The sequence below is a fragment of the Rhodococcus sp. A14 genome (assembly GCF_011603105.1).
Lineage (GTDB): Bacteria > Actinomycetota > Actinomycetes > Mycobacteriales > Mycobacteriaceae > Rhodococcus_F > Rhodococcus_F opacus.
On the sequence record NZ_JAAOQS010000020.1, the window covers coordinates 62,657 to 82,306 of the forward strand.

Genomic DNA, 19,650 nt, shown 5'->3' on the forward strand with positions numbered 1-19,650 from the left:
TGGCGACATCTTGTCGGACCATGTCGAAACGGCCAGTCATTCGCGGACCGGCCCACAGATCGACACGAGCGCACGCGCCAGCGTGGCCTGATGCAGCGGGTCGAGGCGTTGTTCGGCCGCCACCGCGACCGTGGCGTCGACGAGCGCGGGCACGCACCCCGGACCGGCGAGCACGGCCTCCTGTTCGCGCAGCTGCAGGAGTATGTCCGAGTTCTGGCGGTCGATCACCGGACGAACCTGTGACAGGTCGGGCCGGACAGTCGGCGCCGCACCGGGCGCGACGCTCCACCAGGCGAAGAGGGCCCGCTGCACCTCCTTGTTGGCCTCGATCTGGTCCCGGAAGACCTGCTGCACCCGCGCCGCGCTCAGGCCCTCGTCGGCGGCCTGCGTGGCGACCGCATTCAGAACCTGCGCCTCGCGCGCGGGATCGTCGATCGGTGACGGGGTGCCCCACTTGGCCGCCGCCACCGCGTCGGCCGTGGCGAGGCGCAGCGAGACCGCCCGGGCGATCGGTTCCAGTGGTCGGGTCTGCGCACCCGCGGGCGCGGTACCGCCTGCCGTCAGTAGCCCGAGCATCACCGCGGCGACGGCCGCGCGGCGGGCGAGTGCTGGCCGGACCGTGGTCATGGTGCGAGTGTAGGGCCGGTCAGTCGTCCAGCCCGGCGACTCCGCGTTTCCAGTACCCGGTGAACAGCGAATCCATCCGGTCCCGGCTCCACGCGCGCAGAGGCTTGATGTCGGTCGCCTCGCCTGCCGCGAACAGGAAGGAGCGGCCGTCGGGCAGATCGAGCGACTGCACCGTCGACGCCACGGCGGACTCGCTGCCGTCGCGCACGAGCCACGTCACGTCCACGTTCTCGCGCACGGCCAGCGGGTAACCGTGCTCGACGTCGTCGTCGGTCTCGATCACGACGTGCGCCGAGACGTCGGCCGGGGATTCGTCGAGCCACCGCGCGACCGCCGGAAGCGCGGTGGAATCGACCGCGAAGACGTAGTGGTCGAAGTTGTGGGCGAATGCCTTCGCGCCGGGCGGTCCGGCGATGGTCACGTCGTCACCGATCGCGACCGTCCTTACCCAGGAGGACGCGAGCCCGCCCTCGTGCAGCACGAAGTCGAGGTCGAGTTCGCGGGCGTCGGCGTCGTAGCGGCGGACGGTGTATTTCCGCGTGGTCGGGAGCGGTCGCGGCCAGTCGAGCATCATCGCGTCGTTCACCACCGGGACGCGGCGGGTGCCGTCCGGATCGGGGAACACGAGCTTGACGTGATCGTCGGCCTGGTAGGTGTGGAATCCGTCGAGTCCGGGGCCCCCGAGCGTCAGACGCACCATGCGGGGTGTGACGTACTCGCGTGCACGGACCGTGACCGTGCGGACTCCGATCGGGTATCCGATGCGTGCGGTTCCCTCACCGGTCCGGTGGTGGGATGCGACGCGACCGCGCGGGTCGAGACGTTCACGGGCTCCGGGATCGAGGGCAGTCATGAAGTAAGGGTAACCTCACCCGGTTCTGGTCCGCACAGCAGCGTGCCCCGGACTCTTCCGAATCCGGGGCACGCTATTTCTGTATTTGTACTTGTGGAGCCTAGGAGATTCGAACTCCTGACATCTGCCTTGCAAAGGCAGCGCTCTACCAACTGAGCTAAGGCCCCGTTACCTCGTGCCACACCTCATTGCCGCGAAGCAACTTGGACAGTCCGATCGCCACCAGCACTCCGGCTCCCACAAACAGGAGGACCTTCATGCGAATGACCTTTCACCGGCACCAGGAGTGGGCCTAGGAGGACTTGAACCTCCGACCTCTTCGTTATCAGCGAAGCGCTCTAACCGCCTGAGCTATAGGCCCCTGAAGTCTGGAAACTCATCTCGCGCAGTTCCCTGAACCGAGTCGGAAGATTACCCCACCGGACCGGCAACTACCAAAACCGGTCCGGCGAGACGGTCTTTTCCCAGCTCAGCCCTCGTCGTTTTCCGCGTTCAGTCCCGGTCGGCGAGCGTCACTTCGACGCCCCCGACGAGGTCGGAACACAGGTTGTAGATGAAGGCGCCGATCGTCGCCAGTGCGGTGAACAACACCATGTTCGCGAGACCGATGACGGCGGCGTATCCGAAGACCTGCCCGGCCGTCACGAGCCCGTCAGAGCTCGACTCCGCGACGATATCGGTGAACGCGTTGTTCAGCCGGTCCCACACGCCCATCCCGTCCAGGACGACGTACAGCAGGCCGACGGCCACCATCCACACGAAGAACAGCGACACCGAAATGACGGACGAGATCTTCAGCGTCGACCACGGATCGATCTTGCGGACCTGCACCGTCGCCCGGAGAGCCTCGCCCTCCTCGACCCGCTGCGGGGCCACGGCGACCTTCGGCTGCTGACCCGCGGCCGCTGCCCCGGGCAACGGGTGCTTGGCCTCGGACAGGTCCGGCATGTCCTTGGGGAGCACGTCCCGGTTGATGTGCCGGGTGGGTCCGTCGATCGCGGACGCCTTCGCCTTCGCGGCCTCCCGCTGAGTCACGGCACCGGCGGCTGCACCGGACACCGCACCGACCGCTGCCGTGGCCGCGGTCGAGGACGGTGTGCGATCGGGCCCCTCCTTGGGCGCGGGCTGACCCTTCGCCGGCGCCGACGGGTTCTGTGCGGGCGCCTTCTGGGTGGGCACGGCCTGGGTGGGAGCACCCCCGTTCTGCGCGCCCTGGGGTCGCTGACCCTGCGCCTGGGGCTGCTGCGTCTTCTGCGTCGGCGCGGTCTGCGGTTTCTGGACGTCCTGACCGGCGGGAGCCTTCGCTGCCGCGGCACCCGCCGCAGCCGCTGTTGCCGAGCCGTTGGCCGGGTTCGGCTGCCCCTCCGGGCGCGACTGCTTGGCACCGGCCCCGCCCTGCACGGGACGCTTCAGGTTGGTCTGCGGCTCACGCTGCATTCCCCGCTGCCACGGCGGAGCCTGATTTCCCCGGATGGACTCGGTGGGAGCACCGCCCGCGGGAGCCCGGTTGCCGGACGCCTGCTGCGGCGGGCCCTGATGCCCGGGAGCCTGCTGATTCGGAGCGTGACCCTGCTGCGACGGCGGCACGGGCCTGCCCTGCGGGGTCTGCGTGCGCGGACCCTGATGCTGGGGCGTCGACGGCGACCGGGCCGGATCGGCCGGAGCCTGCCGATCCGGTCGCCCGTCGGGAGCACCACCCGGCCGGGCAGCCGGCCCCGCCTGAGCGGGGCCACGACCGGCTGACGCCTGCGGCCCCTGCGGCGCGGAACCCTGCTGCGGGTTCGGTCGCGCCGACCCGTTCTGGGGAGTGCGGGAGGCCTGCTGCTCGGATGGCGCCTGATTGGCGGAACCCGGGTTCTGCCGGTCACTGCCTGGCTGGTTGGGAGTGCTCACTAGGACTCCTTAGCTCCTTTGCCGCTGCTGTCGGCGTTGTCGTCGGGTTCGTCCGGTTCGTCGGCATTGCGCGCGATCGCGAGCAGGGTGTCGCCTTCCCCGAGGTTCATCAAACGAACCCCCTTGGTCTGCCGACCGGCCTTGCGGACCTGCTTGGCGGCGGTGCGGATGACACCACCGCCCGACGTGATCGCGTAGAGCTCGTCGTCGTCGTTCACGATGAGCGCTCCGACCAGGGTGCCACGTTTCCGGTCGTACTGGATCGTGAGTACACCCTTTCCGCCGCGACCCTGGACCGGGTAGTCCTCCATGCCGGTGCGCTTCGAGTAGCCACCCGACGTCGCCACCAGCAGATAGGTGCCTTCACGCACCACGTTCAGCGACAGCAGTTCGTCGTCACCGTTGAATCGCATGCCCTGGACGCCGGACGTGGCGCGGCCCATCGGACGCAGCGCCTCGTCGGTGGCGGAGAAGCGGATCGACTGTCCCTGCGCGGAGACGAGCAGCAGGTCGTCGTCGGAGGAGCAGAGGACCGCGCCGACCAGTTCGTCCTCACCGCGCAGGTTGATGGCGACGATGCCGCCGCTGCGGTTCGAGTCGAAGTCGGTGAGCTTGGACTTCTTCACCAGACCGTTGCGGGTGGCGAGAACCAGGTAGGGGGCGTCCTCGTACGTCTTGATCTGGATGACGCTCTGGATGCGCTCGTCGGGCTGGAACGCGAGCAGATTGGCCACATGCTGCCCGCGGGCCGTGCGGCTCGCCTCCGGCAGCTCGTACGCCTTGGCCCGGTACACGCGGCCCTTCGTGGTGAAGAACAGCAGCCAGTCGTGCGTGGAGCTGACGAAGAAGTGCGAGACGATGTCGTCCTGCTTCAGCCCGGCGCCCTGCACGCCCTTGCCGCCGCGCTTCTGCGAGCGGTACAGGTCGGTCTTGGTGCGCTTGGCGTAGCCGGTCTCGGTGATCGTGACGACGACGTCCTCGCGGGCGATCAGATCCTCGTCGGCCACGTCGCCGTCGGCCGCGATGATGCGGGTCCGGCGGTCGTCGCCGTGCTTGTCGACGATCTCCTTGAGCTCGTCACGGACGATCCGGCGCTGACGCTCGGGCTTCTCGAGGATGTCCTTGAGGTCGGCGATCTCCCGCTCGATCTCGGCGAGTTCGTCGATGATCTTCTGACGCTCGAGGGCGGCGAGGCGACGCAGCTGCATCGCGAGGATCGCGTCGGCCTGGATCTCGTCGACGGTGAGGAGCTCGATCAGGCCTGCCCGCGCGATGTCGACGGTCTGCGACGCCCGGATCAGCGCGATGACCTCGTCGAGGGCGTCGAGCGCCTTCACCAGTCCGCGCAGGATGTGAGCGCGTTCCTCGGCCTTGCGGAGCAGGTACTCGGTGCGCCTGCGGATGACCTCGACCTGGTGGGCGACGTAGAGCCGGATCATCTGGTCGAGGCGCAGGGTGCGCGGCACGCCGTCGACGATGGACAGCATGTTGCAGCCGAAGCTGGTTTGCAGCTGGGTGTGCTTGTACAGGTTGTTGAGCACGACCTTCGCGACCGCGTCACGCTTGACGGTGACGACGATGCGCATACCCGCGCGGTCCGAGGACTCGTCGTGGATGTCGGAGATGCCGGCGATCTTCGCGTCGCGCACCTGCTCGGCGATCGACGTGATCAGGTTGTCCGGGTTCACCTGGTACGGCAGCTCGGTGATGACGATCGTGGTGCGCCCCTTGGCGTCCTCCTCGATCTCCACCACACCGCGCATGCGGACCGAACCGCGTCCGGTGGTGTAGGCGTCGTGGATGCCCTGGCCGCCGACGATCAGGCCGTGCGTCGGGAAGTCGGGTCCCTTGACGCGTTCCATGACCGCGGTGAGGGTGGACTCCTCGTCGGCTTCCCAGTTCTCGAGCGCCCAGTAGATGGCCTCGGCGACCTCGCGCAGGTTGTGCGGCGGGATGTTGGTGGCCATACCGACGGCGATGCCGCCGGAACCATTGATCAACAGGTTGGGGATACGGCTGGGGAGAACTGACGGTTCCTGTGTACGACCGTCGTAGTTCGGGGTGAAATCGACCGTCTCGTGGTCGATCTCACGCAGCATTTCCATGGCCAGCGGAGTGAGCCGGCACTCGGTGTATCGCATCGCGGCGGCGCCGTCGTTGCCGCGGGAACCGAAGTTGCCCTGGCCGTCGACGAGCGGGTACCGCAGCGACCACGGCTGGGCCATGCGGACGAGCGTGTCGTAGATCGAGGCGTCGCCGTGGGGGTGGTAGTTACCCATCGTCTCGGCGACCGGTCGCGCAGACTTCACATAACCGCGATCGGGCCGGTAACCGTTGTCGTACATCGCGTACAGAACGCGGCGGTGCACCGGCTTGAGGCCGTCTCGCACGTCGGGCAGCGCACGACCCACGATCACGCTCATCGCGTAATCGATGTAGCTGCTCTGCATCTCCTGCTGAATGTCGACGGGCTCGATGCGGTCGTGCCCCGGTCCCTCCGGCGGCAACGTTGTGTCAGTCATGAGCTCCTTCTTCTACTCGGCTTGACGTCTCCTCGCGGACTCGCGGTCCTGCACGACGTCGCGCAACCACCCGAGTCTATAGGTGCAGGTCAGCTGTGAGGGTGAAGGACTCGGGTGCGCTCATGAATCGGTGCCGCCGGAGTCGTCCGATCTACTGGAGTTCGAGCTCCCGGCCCTGGGTTTCGGCGGCGAGGGATTCGGCGGCGAGCATGTCGGCCTCGAGTTCGAGCTCGGCGGCGACGCGGTCGGGCGCCATCAGCAGGGCGGTGATCGGGATCGTGACCACGAGCATGCCCAGCACGAAGACGGGGAACAGGATCGAGAACACCTCGAGCCCGTCCGGGCGCGCCACGGCCAGGTCGACGGTGGCGCTCAGCCCGAACACGCCGGTGTAGTGCATGGCCACCAGTCCGGCGGCCACGACCACCGACGCCACGAGTCGCAGCGTGCGGGACTCGAGGGCCGAGATCGACCACATGATTCCGGCGCCGACGACCAGGCCGATCACGGCCGACGCTGCCGTCAGCAGGATGTCGGAGTCCACGGAACCCTGGATCTCGAGGGAGGCGACGATCGCGAGGTCCATTCCGGTGAAGCCGACGCCGAGGAGCACCGCACCGCCGGCGAGACGGCCGATCTCCACCGACGCGCTCGGCAGCCGGTGTTTCGTCGGCGGCGGGCTGATGATCAGCAACGCCACCGCGGCGGCCGCGACGGGCACCACGAACGAGACCGCGATCCACAGGACGTCGTAGCGCACCACGCTGCCGTAGACCTCGAACCCGACCATCGCGATGTAGTGCGGCAGCCAGGCGCCGATGCCGCCGATGGACAGCGCACCCCAGGCCAGCCAGAGGTACCGCTGCCTCGGGTTCGGCGCGGTCACCGCCTTGCGGGCGCTGGCGATCCCGACGAAGACGCCGATGAACGCCGTGACCGCGGCGAGGGCGACGATCCACGTGCCCATGGAGAAGTGCTGCAAGTCGTCCGACATGTTTCGAATCCTCAGTACGCGGCCGTGTGAAGCTTGGTCAGTGCGTATTCGGTGATCGCGACCAGAGCGCGTTTCGCCGATTCCCGGTCACGCGCGTCGATCGGGATGATCGGCACGTCCTCGGAGATCGCGAGGGCCGCGCGGATGTCCTCGATGGGGTAGCGCGGGGCGTCGTCGAATTCGTTGATCGCGACGAGGAACGGCAGTTGCCGGGCCTCGAAGAAGTCGACGGCCGCGAAACTCTCGTCCAGCCGGCGGGTGTCGATCAGGACGATCGCACCGATCGCACCGCGGATCAGGTCGTCCCACATGAACCAGAACCGGTGCTGACCGGGGGTACCGAACAGGTACAGCACCAGGTCGTCGGCCAGGCTGATGCGACCGAAGTCCATGGCGACGGTGGTCGTGCCCTTCTGCGGTGTCGCAGCCAGGTTGTCGACGCCGTCGCTGGCGTTGGTCACGAGCGCCTCGGTGCGCAGCGGGACGATCTCGGAGACAGCCCCCACCAGCGTGGTCTTACCGACGCCGAACCCGCCGGCGATCACGATCTTGGTCGAGGTCACCCGATTGCGGGGATCAGATTTCGCGAAGTCCACTGAGGACCCTTTCGATGAGTTCACGACGTTCGGAGTCGGTCGAGTCTTCCTTCAGGGTGGCCAGGATCTGCAGATGACCGGCCTCGACCAGGTCGGCGACCAGGACGCGTGCCACTCCGAGGGGTACGCCCACCCGGGCGGCGATCTCGGCGACCGAAGGCGACTGCTGACACAACGCGACGATCGCGGCGTTGACGTCGTCGAGTTCCCACTGCCGGTCCACCGACTGCGGCAGTGCCTGAATCAACGCTTCGAGCGCGAGCTCGACCGCAGGCCGGGTCCGGCCCGACGTCAGCGAGTACGGGCGCACGATGTTCGGGCCCGGCTGCTCCGAGTGGTGGTCGTTCATGGGCATGGGCTGGTCAGAGACCCTGCGGGGTGCGGGCCGTGGCCTGTACCGATGCGCCGACGCGGTCGACCAGGATCGCCATCTCGTAGCCGACCTGTCCGATGTCGCACTCGGCGTCCGTGAGGGTCGCGAGGTGCGAGCCGTCGCCGACGCTCATGAGCAGCAAATACCCGTGCTGCATTTCGACCACCGACTGCAGCACTCCGCCGCCTTCGAACAACCGGGACACACCGGCCGACAGGCTGGCCAACCCAGAGGTGACCGCGGCCAGCTGCTCGGCCCGGTCGATCGGGAGATGGGCGCTGGCTGCCATCAGGAGACCGTCCGCCGACACGAGCACGGCGTGGGAGACACCGGGCACGTCACTGGCGAAGTTCGACACCAACCAGTCGAGCGGTCGCGTGACGTCGGATCCATGAGCGGTGTTCATCGGTCTCCTTCAATGCTGTTACGTTCCGCGAGCCTCGTGGCCCTGCCGTTTCGGACGCCCTGCTGGTGACGACTGAGATTGGCGCGAATTGTCTCAGGGTCACGCACCCGGCGCAGTGTCCCCGTATTGTGCGCGCCTTCGACCGTGCCGGGAACCAGTCGGTCGCCGGGACGCCGCTTCGGCAGTCCGATCTCCGGGTCGACCTCGACGGGAGTCTCGCTGATCCGTTCGGCGGCGGACCATCCGGCGTCGCCGGCGGAATGCCAGACGCCGGGTGCGCCCTCGGCGCCGGTCGGATCGGTCAGCCAGTCGGACACCATGTCGGAGAAGATCGGGGTACCGCCGCCGGGCCTGGGTGTGGCCTCGGCCGACGGCGGATCGATCCGCGACTGGAAGAACGACGCGGTCTTCGCCGAGTTGGTGCGGTAGCGGTGCCGGACCGGTGCCTGATCGTCGCCGTTCGACGACGTGGGCGCCGGCTGTTCCGCGGTCCGCGCCGCGATGCGGTTCTCGCTTCGTGGTGCGTGCGGTGCGTGCTGCGGCTGCGATTCCGCCGGTGCCGTCTCCGGGGTCGCCGCCTGCGGACGCCGCACGGGCAGCTTCGGCATCGCCCCGGATCCGCGGACGTTGACGGTGTCCTGGGACTGCGCGGCCGGGGCACCGGCCGACGATCCCGCGCCGGCCGCGATGCCACTGGCACCGGGCTGACGTCGGGGCAGGCTCGTGCCCGACGCCGTCGTCACCGCGCCCGCAGGTGCCGGGCTCGGCGGGGGCGTGGACGGGGTGCGGGTCGGCAGTCCGTTTCGGGTTGCCGGCTTCTGCTGTCCGTTGTCCGTGCGCGGTGCCGGGGCCGCGGGTGCCGGAATGGCGGTGCGGACCGGCGCCGCGGGAATCCTCCGCTGCGGTCCGGTGTCCTGCCGGGCAGCCTGCGACACGATCAGCGCATTCGGGATGTGGATGCTCACGGTCACACCCGGGTTGCGGGCGGTGTCGAACGTCGACCGCAGGCGCACGGTCAGGCCGTGACGCTTCGCGAGGCGGCTCACGACGAACAGACCCATGTGGCGGGCGGTCTCGGGACCGACCTCACCACCCGACGCCAGACGCTCGTTGACGGCGCGCATGTCGTCGGCCGGGATACCGATACCGCGGTCCGCGATCTCGAGCAGCACCCCGCCGTCCACGGCGCGAGCGAAGCTGAACGTCACCGAAGTGTCGGGCGGCGAGGCGCGCAGCGAGTTGTCGACGAGTTCGGCGAGCAGGTGCACGACGTCCGTGACGACGGTGCCGCTGAGCGCGCCTTCGGGAGTCGCACCCATCTGCACACGCTGGTAGTCCTCGACCTCGGAGATAGCGGCACGCAGCACGTCGCCGAGCGGGATCGGCGCCGCCTGCGAACGACGCACGCGGGTACCGGCCAGAATCAGCAGGTTCTCACCGTTCCGGCGCATACGCGCCGCCAGGTGGTCGAGCCGGAACAGGCTCTCGAGTCGCTTCGGATCTTTTTCCTCGAACTCGAGATTCTCGATCAGGCCGAGTTGCTGGTCGACGAGCGACTTGCTTCGGCGCGCGAGGGTTTCGAACATGTCGTTGATCTGCAGGCGCAGTTGCGCCTGCTCACCGGCGAGCTTGAGCGCCTGCCCGTGGATGTCGTCCACGGCGCGGGCGAGCTGGCCGATCTCCTCGGAGGAGTGCACGGCCACCGGCTCGAACGACAGTGCCCGCGGATCGTCACTGGCCTTGATCTGCTCGATCGCCTCCGGAAGGTCGCGGCGCGCAGCCTTCAGCGCGCCGTACCGCAGGCGGCGGATCGGACCGATCAGCGACCGCGACACGAGGAGCGCGAGGACGAGGGCGGCGAGCAGGGTTCCGAGGACGATCGCCGTGTCACGCAGCGCGGCGGACCGGGTCTCGGCCGCACGGACCTGCACGGTGGACGCGATGTCGTTCGCCGCTTCGCTGGTCAGTTCCTGGTAGACGTCACGGCTCGCGATGAGCGAGGAGCGCAGCTGCAGGATGGGCAGCATTCCGCCGCGCGCCGCGTCCGCCAGGCCCTGGTCGATGAGGGCGTTGCGGTCGTTGATGTTGTTTCGCAGCGTCTCGAGACGGGCATCACCCTTGGGGTAGTACCGGTCGAGGACGTCGAGGAGGCTCGATTCGGCGCCGGCGGCCGCGACGACGGCCGAGGTGGGAATGTCACCCGTGCGGGCCTTCTCCCGTCCGTCGGGACCGGCGTAGACGTCCTTCACGATCACGAGGCCCATGGCCTGCTCGAACAGACGACGCTGCGCCTGCCACGCGTTGGTCAGCTGGTAGCCCTTGTCGACGACTTCGCTGTCCTCGATGGGACGCACGATGTCGTCCACTTCGCGGATGAAGTCCGCGGCGAACGCGCGCTGGCGTTCCGCGAGCAGGTCGGTGGCGACGCCCGGGGAATCCATCAGATTCAGGAGGGCGCGGCCGTCCGAGACGGTCTGGTTGATGGAACTCGCGACGGCGGGATCCAGCTCGGGGTTCCGGGCCTCCTCGGACACGTCGTTCATCAAGGATTCCGCGTCCTCGCGGTCCTGCTTGGTGAGGGTGCCCGAGGCGTAACCACTGGTCACGGTACCCATCGAGGCCTCGAGGGCCACGATGTCCGGGACGACGACGATCTGGTCGGCCGCCTCGGTGAAGTGGACGGCGTTACTCAGCTCGCCCTGCACACGGAGCCCGCCGAGCACCATGGCGACGGTGACGGGAACTGCGAGAACCGCGGTGACCTTCCACCGCAGGCCCCAACCCTCGATATCCCAGAACTTTGCCCGGGGCGGCGAATCGTCGCTCATCCCACGCTTCCTTTCCAACCACTCATAGCTTGTCGCTCTGTGCTCGTGACCGCGCCTGCGGCAGGACAGTCGTACCGGCCCGGACGACACGCGTCGACAGAGGAAAGTGATCGATCAGTTGCGCTGTGCGCAGCGCTGCCCGACGCACCGATTTCCGAATGTAACGAGTTCATCACATCCCCATGGGGAACGTTCTTACCACAGAAATTCCCCGATCCTTACTTCCAAGTAACATGCGCACCACCGATCCCAGACGTTGCCGTCGCGGGGGGATCAGCGGACCAGGCTACACAGAATCGCGGTTCACAGTCGAGGACGGATTTCCGCGTCACCCGGTTCTGTAACCGGCCCAGACGGGTGCAGCCACCGGGGTCTTCCGACCGCCGGTGGCTGCACGATATCCGTAATCTCTTGTGCCGGATACCTAGACGTCGAGGAAGCGGACGTCCTTGGCGTTACGGGTGATGAAGCTACGCCGGGCCTCGACGTCCTCACCCATGAGAACGCTGAACAGCTCGTCGGCTGCGGCCGCGTCGTCGAGCGTCACCAGACGCAGAACGCGCACCGTCGGATCCATGGTGGTCTCCCACAGTTCCTTGGCGTTCATCTCGCCGAGACCCTTGTAACGCTGGATGCCGTCGTCCTTGTTGATCTTCTTGCCGGACTCGAGACCGGCCTTGACCAGGACGTCGCGCTCGCGGTCGGAGTACGCGAACTCCGGGTCGCTGCGCTGCCACTTCAGCTTGTACAGCGGGGGCTGTGCCAGGTAGACGTGACCGTGCTCGACGAGCGGGCGCATGAAGCGGAACAGCAGCGTGAGCAGCAGCGTTGCGATGTGCTGGCCGTCGACGTCGGCGTCGGCCATCAGCACGATCTTGTGGTACCGCAGCTTCGCGATGTCGAATTCGTCGTGGATGCCCGTGCCGAACGCGGTGATGATCGACTGGACTTCCGTGTTCTTCAGCACACGGTCGATGCGTGCCTTCTCGACGTTGATGATCTTTCCGCGCAGCGGCAGGATCGCCTGGTACATCGAGTCGCGGCCGGACTTGGCCGAGCCGCCTGCGGAGTCGCCCTCCACGATGTAGATCTCGGACTTGCTCGGATCGTTGGACCGGCAGTCGGCGAGCTTGCCCGGCAGACCGCCGAGGTCGGTGGCGCTCTTGCGGCGCACCAGTTCGCGGGCCTTGCGGGCGGCGACGCGGGCCTGCGCCGACGACACCGCTTTGTTCACGATGGTCTTCGCGTCGGCCGGGTTCGCCTCGAACCAGTGCGACAGGTGCTCGTTGCTCGCCTTCTGGACGAACGACCGGACCTCGGTGTTACCGAGCTTCGTCTTCGTCTGACCCTCGAACTGCGGTTCACCGACCTTCACGGAGATGATCGCCGCGAGGCCCTCACGGATGTCGTCACCGGTGAGCTTCGGGTCCTTCTCCTTGAGGAGCTTCTTGTCGAGCGCGTACTTGTTGACCGTCGCCGTCAGAGCGGAACGGAAGCCCTCTTCGTGGGTGCCGCCCTCGTGGGTGTTGATGGTGTTCGCGAACGTGTGGACCGACTCCGAGTAACCGGAGTTCCACTGCATCGCGATCTCGAGTTCGTGGCCGGTGCCCTTCGCGGTGAAACCGACGACGGAGTTGTGGATCGGCTGCTTCGTGCGGTTGATGTGCCGCACGTAGTCCTCGAGGCCGCCCGGGTAGTGGTAGACGCGGGTCTTCACCTTGTGCACGGCAGGCGCATCCGCCTCGGCGGACTCGTCCTCGGCGGTTTTCGGCGCGTCCGCGACCTGACTGACGACCTCTTCGGTGACCTCGGCGTCGCTGACGCGCTCGTCGGTGAGGGTGATCGTCAGGCCCTTGTTGAGGAAGGCCATCTCCTGGAGGCGGCGCGCGACCGTCTCGAAGCTGTAGACCGTGGTCTCGAAGATGTTCGGGTCGGCCCAGAACGTGACCGTGGTGCCCGTCTCCTTGGTGGCCTCGCCCTTGACGAGTTCACCCGGCTTCGAGTCGGTGTAGGTCTGGTTCCATTGGAAGCCGTCGCGCTTGATGTCGACGTCGAGCCGGGTGGACAGCGCGTTGACGACGGAGATACCGACACCGTGCAGACCGCCGGACACGGCGTAGGAGTCGGAGTCGAACTTGCCGCCGGCGTGGAGCTGGGTGAGGACGACCTCGACGGTGGGGACACCGGAGGCGTGCATCCCGACGGGGATGCCTCGACCGTCGTCGACGACCCGAACGCCACCGTCCTCGAGAAGGGTGATCTCGACCTTGCTGGCGTGGCCGGCCATGGCCTCGTCGACGGAGTTGTCGACGACTTCCCAGATCAAATGGTGGAGACCGCGTTCACCGGTGGAACCGATGTACATACCCGGTCGCTTACGAACGGCTTCGAGTCCCTCGAGGACGGTGATGGAAGAAGCGCCGTAGTCCTTGCTGGAGGTGCTTTTGTCTGACTTCTGGGCAGCCACGGGTGGGTAGCTCTCCTTCTCCGTCCAATGCCCGACGCAGGCGCCCACCGCCCTGGTCGGGCACGCGGGAGACGAGAATCGGGAATCTTGCCGCTAGTTACCTCGGCCATCTTACTGGTACGTCAGCGCCAGGAGCGTGCTATGACACCCCTGAGCGCCCCGTAGACGAATTTTCAGGGCGTCTCGGGAGTGAAAACCTAGGCCGAAGCGCTCTTGGACGGGCCGTCCGAGAGATCCGCCCACTGCCGGTCCTCGACGTCCAGCACGAACTCCGCGGCAAGTTGTGCGATGTCCTCGGCGTGGGAGATCGGCGACCAGTGCCCGGCGTCGACCTCTCGACGGCGCAGGTCGGGTGCCCATTTCTCGGTGTCCTCGTAGCCGACGGGCCGCACCGCCTTGTCGTTCTTGTTGAGGATCAGTTGGACGGGGACGTCGGTGTACCGCTCGCGCGGCCTCAGCAGACTCGTGCGGATGTTGGCGCGGTACAGCTTGAGACCGTTGACCATGTCGTCCGCCAGCGTCGGCGCCGGACGCACCAGCGCGGGATCGAGGCGGTCGAAGAACTTCAGGAACGCCGGCCAGTGCCGGGAGAACCAGAGCCGCAGCGGCAGCGTCGCCAGGCCCGGAATCTGGAACAGGACGGTGTAGCCGGACGCGACGGCCTGCGCGAGCGGCCCGCCGAAGCTGCGGTCCGAGATGCGGCGGCGCAGCCACTTGCCGAGGTGATCGAGGTTGGGGCCCGAGACCGAGGTGAACGACGCGATCCGCTCGCGGGCTCCCGGTTCGCAGACCGCCTCCCATGCCTCCACCGATCCCCAGTCGTGGGCCAGCACGTGCACCGGCCGGCCCGGGCTCACGGCATCGATCACCGCGAACAGGTCACCGGCCAGGGCGGGCAGCCGGTAGTCCTCGACCCGGGTGGGCACGGTGCTCCGGCCTGCGCCGCGGCTGTCGTAGCTGACCACCCGGAACCGCTCCGTCAGGAAGGGCACCACCCGGCTCCACAGGTCGTGGGTGTCGGGCCAGCCGTGCACGAGCACGATCGTCTCGCCGTCGGGGTTGCCCTTCTCGAACACGGCGAGTTCGACGGAACCGTTGGTGATCCGCCGGGCGGTACCGGATGTGGATGGAGTCATGGTGGGTCCTCTGGTCGTCGTGCGGGTTCGGGTTTGACGGTGGGAACTACAGATCGAGGACGAGACGGCCCCGGTCGGCGCGGGACACGCAGATCAGCATCTCGTTCTCCTGCTCGGCGTCGGTGAGCCGCGTCTCGCGGTGATCCGGGGTGCCGGAGAGCACCTTCACCCTGCAGGTGCCACAGAAGCCCTGCTGGCACGAATATCCCACTCCGGGCATCGTCTTCTTGATCACCATCAGTGCGGATTCGTCGGCGGGCACGGTGAGCACCTCACCCGTGCTGACGAGCTGCACTTCGAATTCGGTGCCGTCGAGCACCGGCGGCGCCCCGAACCGCTCGAAATGCAATGCGGTGGCCGGGCTTCCGGGGAACGCACGGCGCACCGACTCCAGCATCGGCGTCGGACCGCAGCAGTAGACGGCACCGCCCGGCGCGGCGCGCCCCAGCAACTCCTCGGCGGTCGGCAGTCCGAACTCGTCGTCGGGACGGATGAAAACCCGTGACCGGTCGAACGTTTCGATCTCGTCGAGGAACGGCATCGACTCCCGTGACCGGCCGGAGTACACGAACTGCCAGTCCATTCCGAGTTCGCGCGCCGCCCGGACCATCGCGAGGATCGGCGTGATGCCGATGCCGCCCGCGACGAAGAGCGCGCTCCCTTCGCCGACGAAGGGAAACCCGTTGCGGGGGCCGCGAACCGTCACCGGGGCACCCGGTTCGAGCGCGTGCATCTCGAGGGATCCGCCACCGCCGTCGGGGATCCGGCGAACGGCGACACTGTAGCCCGTGCGGTCCGCCGGGTCCCCGCACAGCGAGTACTGACGTCGCAGCCCGGACGGCAGGTGGAAATCGAGATGCGAACCCGGCTGCCACGCAGGGAGTTCCGCGCCGTCCTCGGCTTCGAACCGCAACTGGACGACGTTCTCGTCCCGTGCGACGACGTCACGCTGGGAGACAACCATTTTCATCGCCACGTCCGGGTTGTGACCGGCGACGCCCGGGTTGTACTCGTACGCGGTGAGAACACCGAGGTACTTGGCAGCGACGGCCTCGGTGATCCGCATCGCGCGGTCAGGGCGCGGTCGCCCCTTGATGTCCGGGGGAGCGTCGTAGCGGGGCAGTCCCTGCCCGGTGAGCACCTCCCGCACCTGCGACAGCTTCATCGCTCGGCCGCCTGAGCTGCCGGCGAGGACGCCAGGTACTTCACGGCCTGCGCCGTCGAACCCTCGTTGCTCGGGTGGTACGAACGCGTGAAGTACGTCGACATCCGCTTGCCGAGTTCCCGGGCCGTCGGGAGGGTGCCACGCTTGCCTGCCGCGAAGAAATCGGTCAGGTGCGGTTTGCGCCGGTGCGCCGACCACTGGGCGAGCTCCGGATCGTTGCGCATGAGGAAACGGGTGCCGCGCACCCACAGCCACACGATGACCGGGGTGACGATCACCTGGGTGCGGATCCGCCGGGACTCACGCTTGTCGAAGTACCGCATGACGTCGTAGGCCACGGAGCGGTGCTCCACCTCCTCGGCACCGTGCCAGCGCAGCAGGTCGAGCATCGTCGGATGCATGCCGGAGCGGTCGAGTCCCTCGGCATTGAGGACCCAGTCGCCGAGGAACGCGGTGATGTGCTCGATGGCGGCGATGACCGCCAGCCGCTCGATCAGGTAGTTCTTCTCCCGCAGACCGGTCAGCGGTCGCGGTCCGAGGATCTTGGAGAAGGTCCATTCCATCTGCTCGGTGAAGGGCGTCGGATCGAGACCCTTCTCCTTCAGGTGCGCCAGCACGCCGGTGTGGGCGTTGGCGTGCATCGCCTCCTGGCCGATGAACCCGACGACGTCGTCGCGGAGCCGCTCGTCCTCGATCAGCGGCAGTGCCTCTTTGAACGTCTCGACGAACCACTCCTCACCGGCGGGCAGCAGAAGGTGCAGGACGTTGAGGACGTGCGTGCCGAACGGGTCGCCCGGGATCCAGTGCATGGGGAGGTTCGACCAGTCGAACTCCACGTTCCTGGCCTGCAACAGGATGTGGTCCGGTTCGGGGATCGCGTTCCGGGGTGCAGTCGGGGCGGACATCTCATTACTCCTTCGTGCCGGCGGCTGCGCCACGACGAAGGCTTGTGGCACAGTTCACTCGAAAACTTGGAGTAACTGTAACACCGGGTAATAGACAAAACTAGGGACCGAACGTCCGCTCCGGCCTATCCGTAGGTGTCCCGAGGTCCGCGCCCCCGGATGTGCCGTTCGCCTTTTCGCCAGCTCGGGGCGGTCGGACCGGTGATCCGCAACGACTTCACGACGCCGTCGCCGACGGCCGCAGCAATCTTCGCGAGAATCTGCGACTGCATCATCCGAAGCTGCGTCGCCCAGGCCGTCGACTCCGCGGAGACGCTGAGAATCCCGTCCCGCAGCCCCGTCGGTTCGGCGTGCGCGGCGATGTCCTCACCGACCACCTGTACCCACCGACCGAGGACCGTCCCCTCCGACACCTTGGGCGACCAGCCGCGTTGTTTCGCGATCGCGTTGGTCAGCGCACCGAACGGCTGCGGGTCGCGGTCGTCCGGTCCGGGACCCGACCATCCGCGTCGACGCCGGGCGCGCAGGGCCCGGACACCCGTTCCGGATCGGCGGCCCTGCCCGACGGATTTTCCGCTGGCCTTCGCCGCGGCACGCGCCTCCTCCAGGGCACGGCGCGCGAGGTCGATTCCCTTCACCTCCGGTTCGGGGGCCGCAGCCGGTGCGGTGGGTTCGACGTCATCCGTCACGGCGGTCCTCCGTCTCTTCCACAATGTGCGATATTCGTCCTCGATCGGTGTCGCGGGCCTCCACACCGAATCGGACGGCGTCGAGTTCCTCCGGAACATCTTCCGGCACGGCCGCCGTGATCAGCACCTGTTCCGCATCCAACGCGACCTTGGCGAGTGCGCGCCGTCGACGACGGTCGAGTTCGGCGAACACGTCGTCGAGCATGAGGACGGGATCGCTGCCCTCCGAACGCAGCAGTGCGAATCCCGCCAACCGCAACGACAACGCGAACGACCACGACTCACCGTGACTCGCGAATCCCTTCGCCGGGGTGTCGCCGAGCTGCAATTCGAGATCGTCACGATGCGGGCCGACGAGACACACACCCCGCTCGATCTCCTTGGAGCGCATCACAGAGAGCTCCTGGAGAAACCGCTCCTCGAGAAACGCGACATCGCCAGCCTCGGGCGCTCGAGCCGGTTCGGTGAACTCCGGCGGCAGCGAGGAGCCCAGACTCGAGCGGTAACGGACGCTCGCGGGCCTCGACTCCGGCGCCAGCGATTGGTACGACTCGGCCAGGTGCGGCGCGAGATCGTGGACGAGGTGAAGCCTTCCGGCGAGCAGCTGCGCGCCGTGTGCAGCGAGATGTCCGTCCCAGACCTCCAGCGTGGCAAGGGCACTCGCGCCGTCCTCGCTCGGCTGGCCGCCGCCGCGCGACACCCGTCGCAACGCGCCGCCTGCCGTCCTGAGCAGCGCCGACCGCTGCCGCAGCACCCGGTCGTAATCGGCGCGCACCGCCGCCATCCGCGGGATACGGGACGTGAGGAGCTCGTCGAGGTAGCGTCGCCGATCACCCGGATCGCCGCGGACCAGCGACAGATCCTCCGGCGCGAACAGCACCGTCTGCAGAATCCCGAGAATCTCCCGCGGCCGCCGGGTGGGCGACTGGTTGATCCGCGCCCGGTTGGACTTGCCCTCGTTCAACTCGAGATCGACGGTCAGTTCCCGGCCGGTGTTGACGACCGTGGCCCCGGCGAATGCCTGACCGGTGCCCGTCCTGATCAGCGGGGCGTCCGAGCTGACCCGATGAGACGAGAGGGTCGACAGGTAGCCGAGCGCCTCGAGCACGTTCGTCTTGCCGTGTCCGTTGGGTCCGACGAAGACGGTGCAGCCCGGACGCAGGGTGAGACCGAGGGCGTCCCAGGAACGGAAGTCTCTGAGCGAGAGTGCGCGAACGAACACCTACGTTCCAGAACCGGCTTCTGCCTCGCCTGCCGCCTTCTTCACGGCGTGACCACCGAACTGGTTGCGCAGCGCCGAGACGGCCTTCATCGCGGGGGAATCGTCCTGACGGGACGCGAACCGCGCGAACAACGCGGCCGAGATCACCGGTGCGGGCACCGCGTGGTCGATCGCCTCGAGCACCGTCCAGCGTCCCTCACCGGAATCGTCTGTGTAACCGGAGATCTCGGCGAAATCGGGATCCTCACCCAATGCCTTGACGAGCAGCTCCAGCAGCCACGACCGGACGACCGTGCCCTTGGTCCAGGCGCGCAGCACACCGTGGACGTCCGTGACGAGGTCTTCCGCCTCGAGCAGTTCGTAGCCCTCGGCGTACGCCTGCATCAGTCCGTATTCGATGCCGTTGTGGACCATCTTCGCGTAGTGGCCGGCGCCGACCGGGCCTGCGTGGACGAAGCCGTCCGCACGCTCACCCTCGGGACGGAGAGCGTCGAAGACCGGCAGCGCCCGCTCGACGTCCGCGTCCGATCCGCCGACCATCAGCCCGTAGCCGTTCTCGAGTCCCCACACCCCGCCGGACACACCGCAGTCGAGGTAGCCGATGCCGCGGGAACCCAGCAGCTCGCCGTGGATTTTGTCGTCGGTGTATCTCGAGTTGCCGCCGTCGATCACCAGGTCGCCGGTCTCGAGCACCGACGACAGTTCGGTCACCGTGTCCTGGGTGATCTTTCCCGCCGGAACCATCACCCAGACGACTCGCGGAGACTCGAGTCGCTGAGCGAGCTCCGCCAGCGATGCCACATCCGTGACCTCGGGGCGGGGGTCGTAGCCGACCACCTCGTGCCCGTGCGCGCGCAACCGCTCGCGCATGTTGAATCCCATCTTTCCGAGCCCGACCAACCCGATCTGCATCGTGATCTCCGTCCACTCGTGAGATTTCTTTCGGCAGTACTGGTTTCGCTTCCGCGAAATCG

16 protein-coding genes and 2 tRNA genes are annotated in these 19,650 nt (G+C 67.6%); all 18 read right to left on the bottom strand.

Annotated elements, in window-relative coordinates:
• Nucleotides 1–36: 36 nt before the first annotated feature.
• A complete protein-coding gene (locus G9373_RS13675) occupies nucleotides 37–627 on the bottom strand; it encodes a chorismate mutase (protein ID WP_167115477.1) in 591 nt (196 codons plus the stop codon).
• Between the two features lie 19 nt (nucleotides 628–646).
• Nucleotides 647–1,480, bottom strand: a complete 834-nt coding sequence (locus tag G9373_RS13680) for a siderophore-interacting protein (RefSeq protein ID WP_054247685.1) — start codon at nucleotides 1,478–1,480, stop codon at nucleotides 647–649.
• 94 nt (nucleotides 1,481–1,574) lie between these two features.
• Nucleotides 1,575–1,647 (bottom strand) — tRNA-Ala (locus tag G9373_RS13685).
• A 120-nt stretch (nucleotides 1,648–1,767) separates the two neighbouring features.
• Nucleotides 1,768–1,841 (bottom strand) — tRNA-Ile (locus G9373_RS13690).
• 131 nt (nucleotides 1,842–1,972) lie between these two features.
• Nucleotides 1,973–3,067 carry a DUF3566 domain-containing protein gene (locus tag G9373_RS13695; protein WP_005561075.1) on the bottom strand — a complete coding sequence of 365 codons (1,095 nt, stop codon included), beginning with the start codon at nucleotides 3,065–3,067 and terminating at the stop codon, nucleotides 1,973–1,975.
• Nucleotides 3,068–3,372: 305 nt separating this feature from the next.
• Complete coding sequence (gene gyrA, locus G9373_RS13700; protein WP_167115480.1) at nucleotides 3,373–5,895, bottom strand: DNA gyrase subunit A; 2,523 nt, start codon at nucleotides 5,893–5,895, stop codon at nucleotides 3,373–3,375.
• A 151-nt stretch (nucleotides 5,896–6,046) separates the two neighbouring features.
• Nucleotides 6,047–6,889, bottom strand: coding sequence for an MHYT domain-containing protein (locus tag G9373_RS13705; RefSeq protein WP_005561077.1), 843 nt, complete (start codon nucleotides 6,887–6,889; stop codon nucleotides 6,047–6,049).
• An 11-nt stretch (nucleotides 6,890–6,900) separates the two neighbouring features.
• Complete coding sequence (locus G9373_RS13710; protein WP_005249094.1) at nucleotides 6,901–7,452, bottom strand: ATP/GTP-binding protein; 552 nt, start codon at nucleotides 7,450–7,452, stop codon at nucleotides 6,901–6,903.
• 13 nt (nucleotides 7,453–7,465) lie between these two features.
• A complete protein-coding gene (locus G9373_RS13715; protein WP_005249095.1) occupies nucleotides 7,466–7,840 on the bottom strand; it encodes a DUF742 domain-containing protein in 375 nt (124 codons plus the stop codon).
• A 7-nt stretch (nucleotides 7,841–7,847) separates the two neighbouring features.
• A complete protein-coding gene (locus G9373_RS13720) occupies nucleotides 7,848–8,264 on the bottom strand; it encodes a roadblock/LC7 domain-containing protein (RefSeq protein WP_005249096.1) in 417 nt (138 codons plus the stop codon).
• Entirely contained in the window at nucleotides 8,261–11,092 is a 2,832-nt protein-coding gene (locus G9373_RS13725; protein ID WP_065488336.1) for an ATP-binding protein, read from the bottom strand. Before G9373_RS13725 ends, G9373_RS13720 begins: the two co-directional genes overlap by 4 nt.
• A 424-nt stretch (nucleotides 11,093–11,516) precedes the next feature.
• The gene (gyrB, locus tag G9373_RS13730) at nucleotides 11,517–13,559 is read right to left on the bottom strand and encodes a DNA topoisomerase (ATP-hydrolyzing) subunit B (RefSeq protein WP_043787085.1); all 2,043 of its coding nucleotides are present in this window, start codon (nucleotides 13,557–13,559) and stop codon (nucleotides 11,517–11,519) included.
• A gap of 197 nt (nucleotides 13,560–13,756) precedes the next feature.
• Entirely contained in the window at nucleotides 13,757–14,695 is a 939-nt protein-coding gene (locus G9373_RS13735; RefSeq protein WP_167115483.1) for an alpha/beta fold hydrolase, read from the bottom strand.
• Between the two features lie 46 nt (nucleotides 14,696–14,741).
• Nucleotides 14,742–15,860 carry a PDR/VanB family oxidoreductase gene (locus tag G9373_RS13740; RefSeq protein WP_064080185.1) on the bottom strand — a complete coding sequence of 373 codons (1,119 nt, stop codon included), beginning with the start codon at nucleotides 15,858–15,860 and terminating at the stop codon, nucleotides 14,742–14,744.
• A complete protein-coding gene (locus tag G9373_RS13745; RefSeq protein WP_007301426.1) occupies nucleotides 15,857–16,765 on the bottom strand; it encodes a metal-dependent hydrolase in 909 nt (302 codons plus the stop codon). Before G9373_RS13745 ends, G9373_RS13740 begins: the two co-directional genes overlap by 4 nt.
• Before the next feature lie 125 nt (nucleotides 16,766–16,890).
• Nucleotides 16,891–17,454, bottom strand: coding sequence for a DUF721 family protein (locus G9373_RS13750; RefSeq protein ID WP_005263477.1), 564 nt, complete (start codon nucleotides 17,452–17,454; stop codon nucleotides 16,891–16,893).
• A complete protein-coding gene (gene recF, locus G9373_RS13755; RefSeq protein WP_167115487.1) occupies nucleotides 17,444–18,676 on the bottom strand; it encodes a DNA replication/repair protein RecF in 1,233 nt (410 codons plus the stop codon). Before recF ends, G9373_RS13750 begins: the two co-directional genes overlap by 11 nt.
• On the bottom strand, nucleotides 18,677–19,648 hold the full coding sequence (gene gnd / locus G9373_RS13760; protein ID WP_259465776.1) for a phosphogluconate dehydrogenase (NAD(+)-dependent, decarboxylating): 972 nt from the start codon (nucleotides 19,646–19,648) through the stop codon (nucleotides 18,677–18,679).
• Between the last annotated feature and the right edge of the window lie 2 nt (nucleotides 19,649–19,650).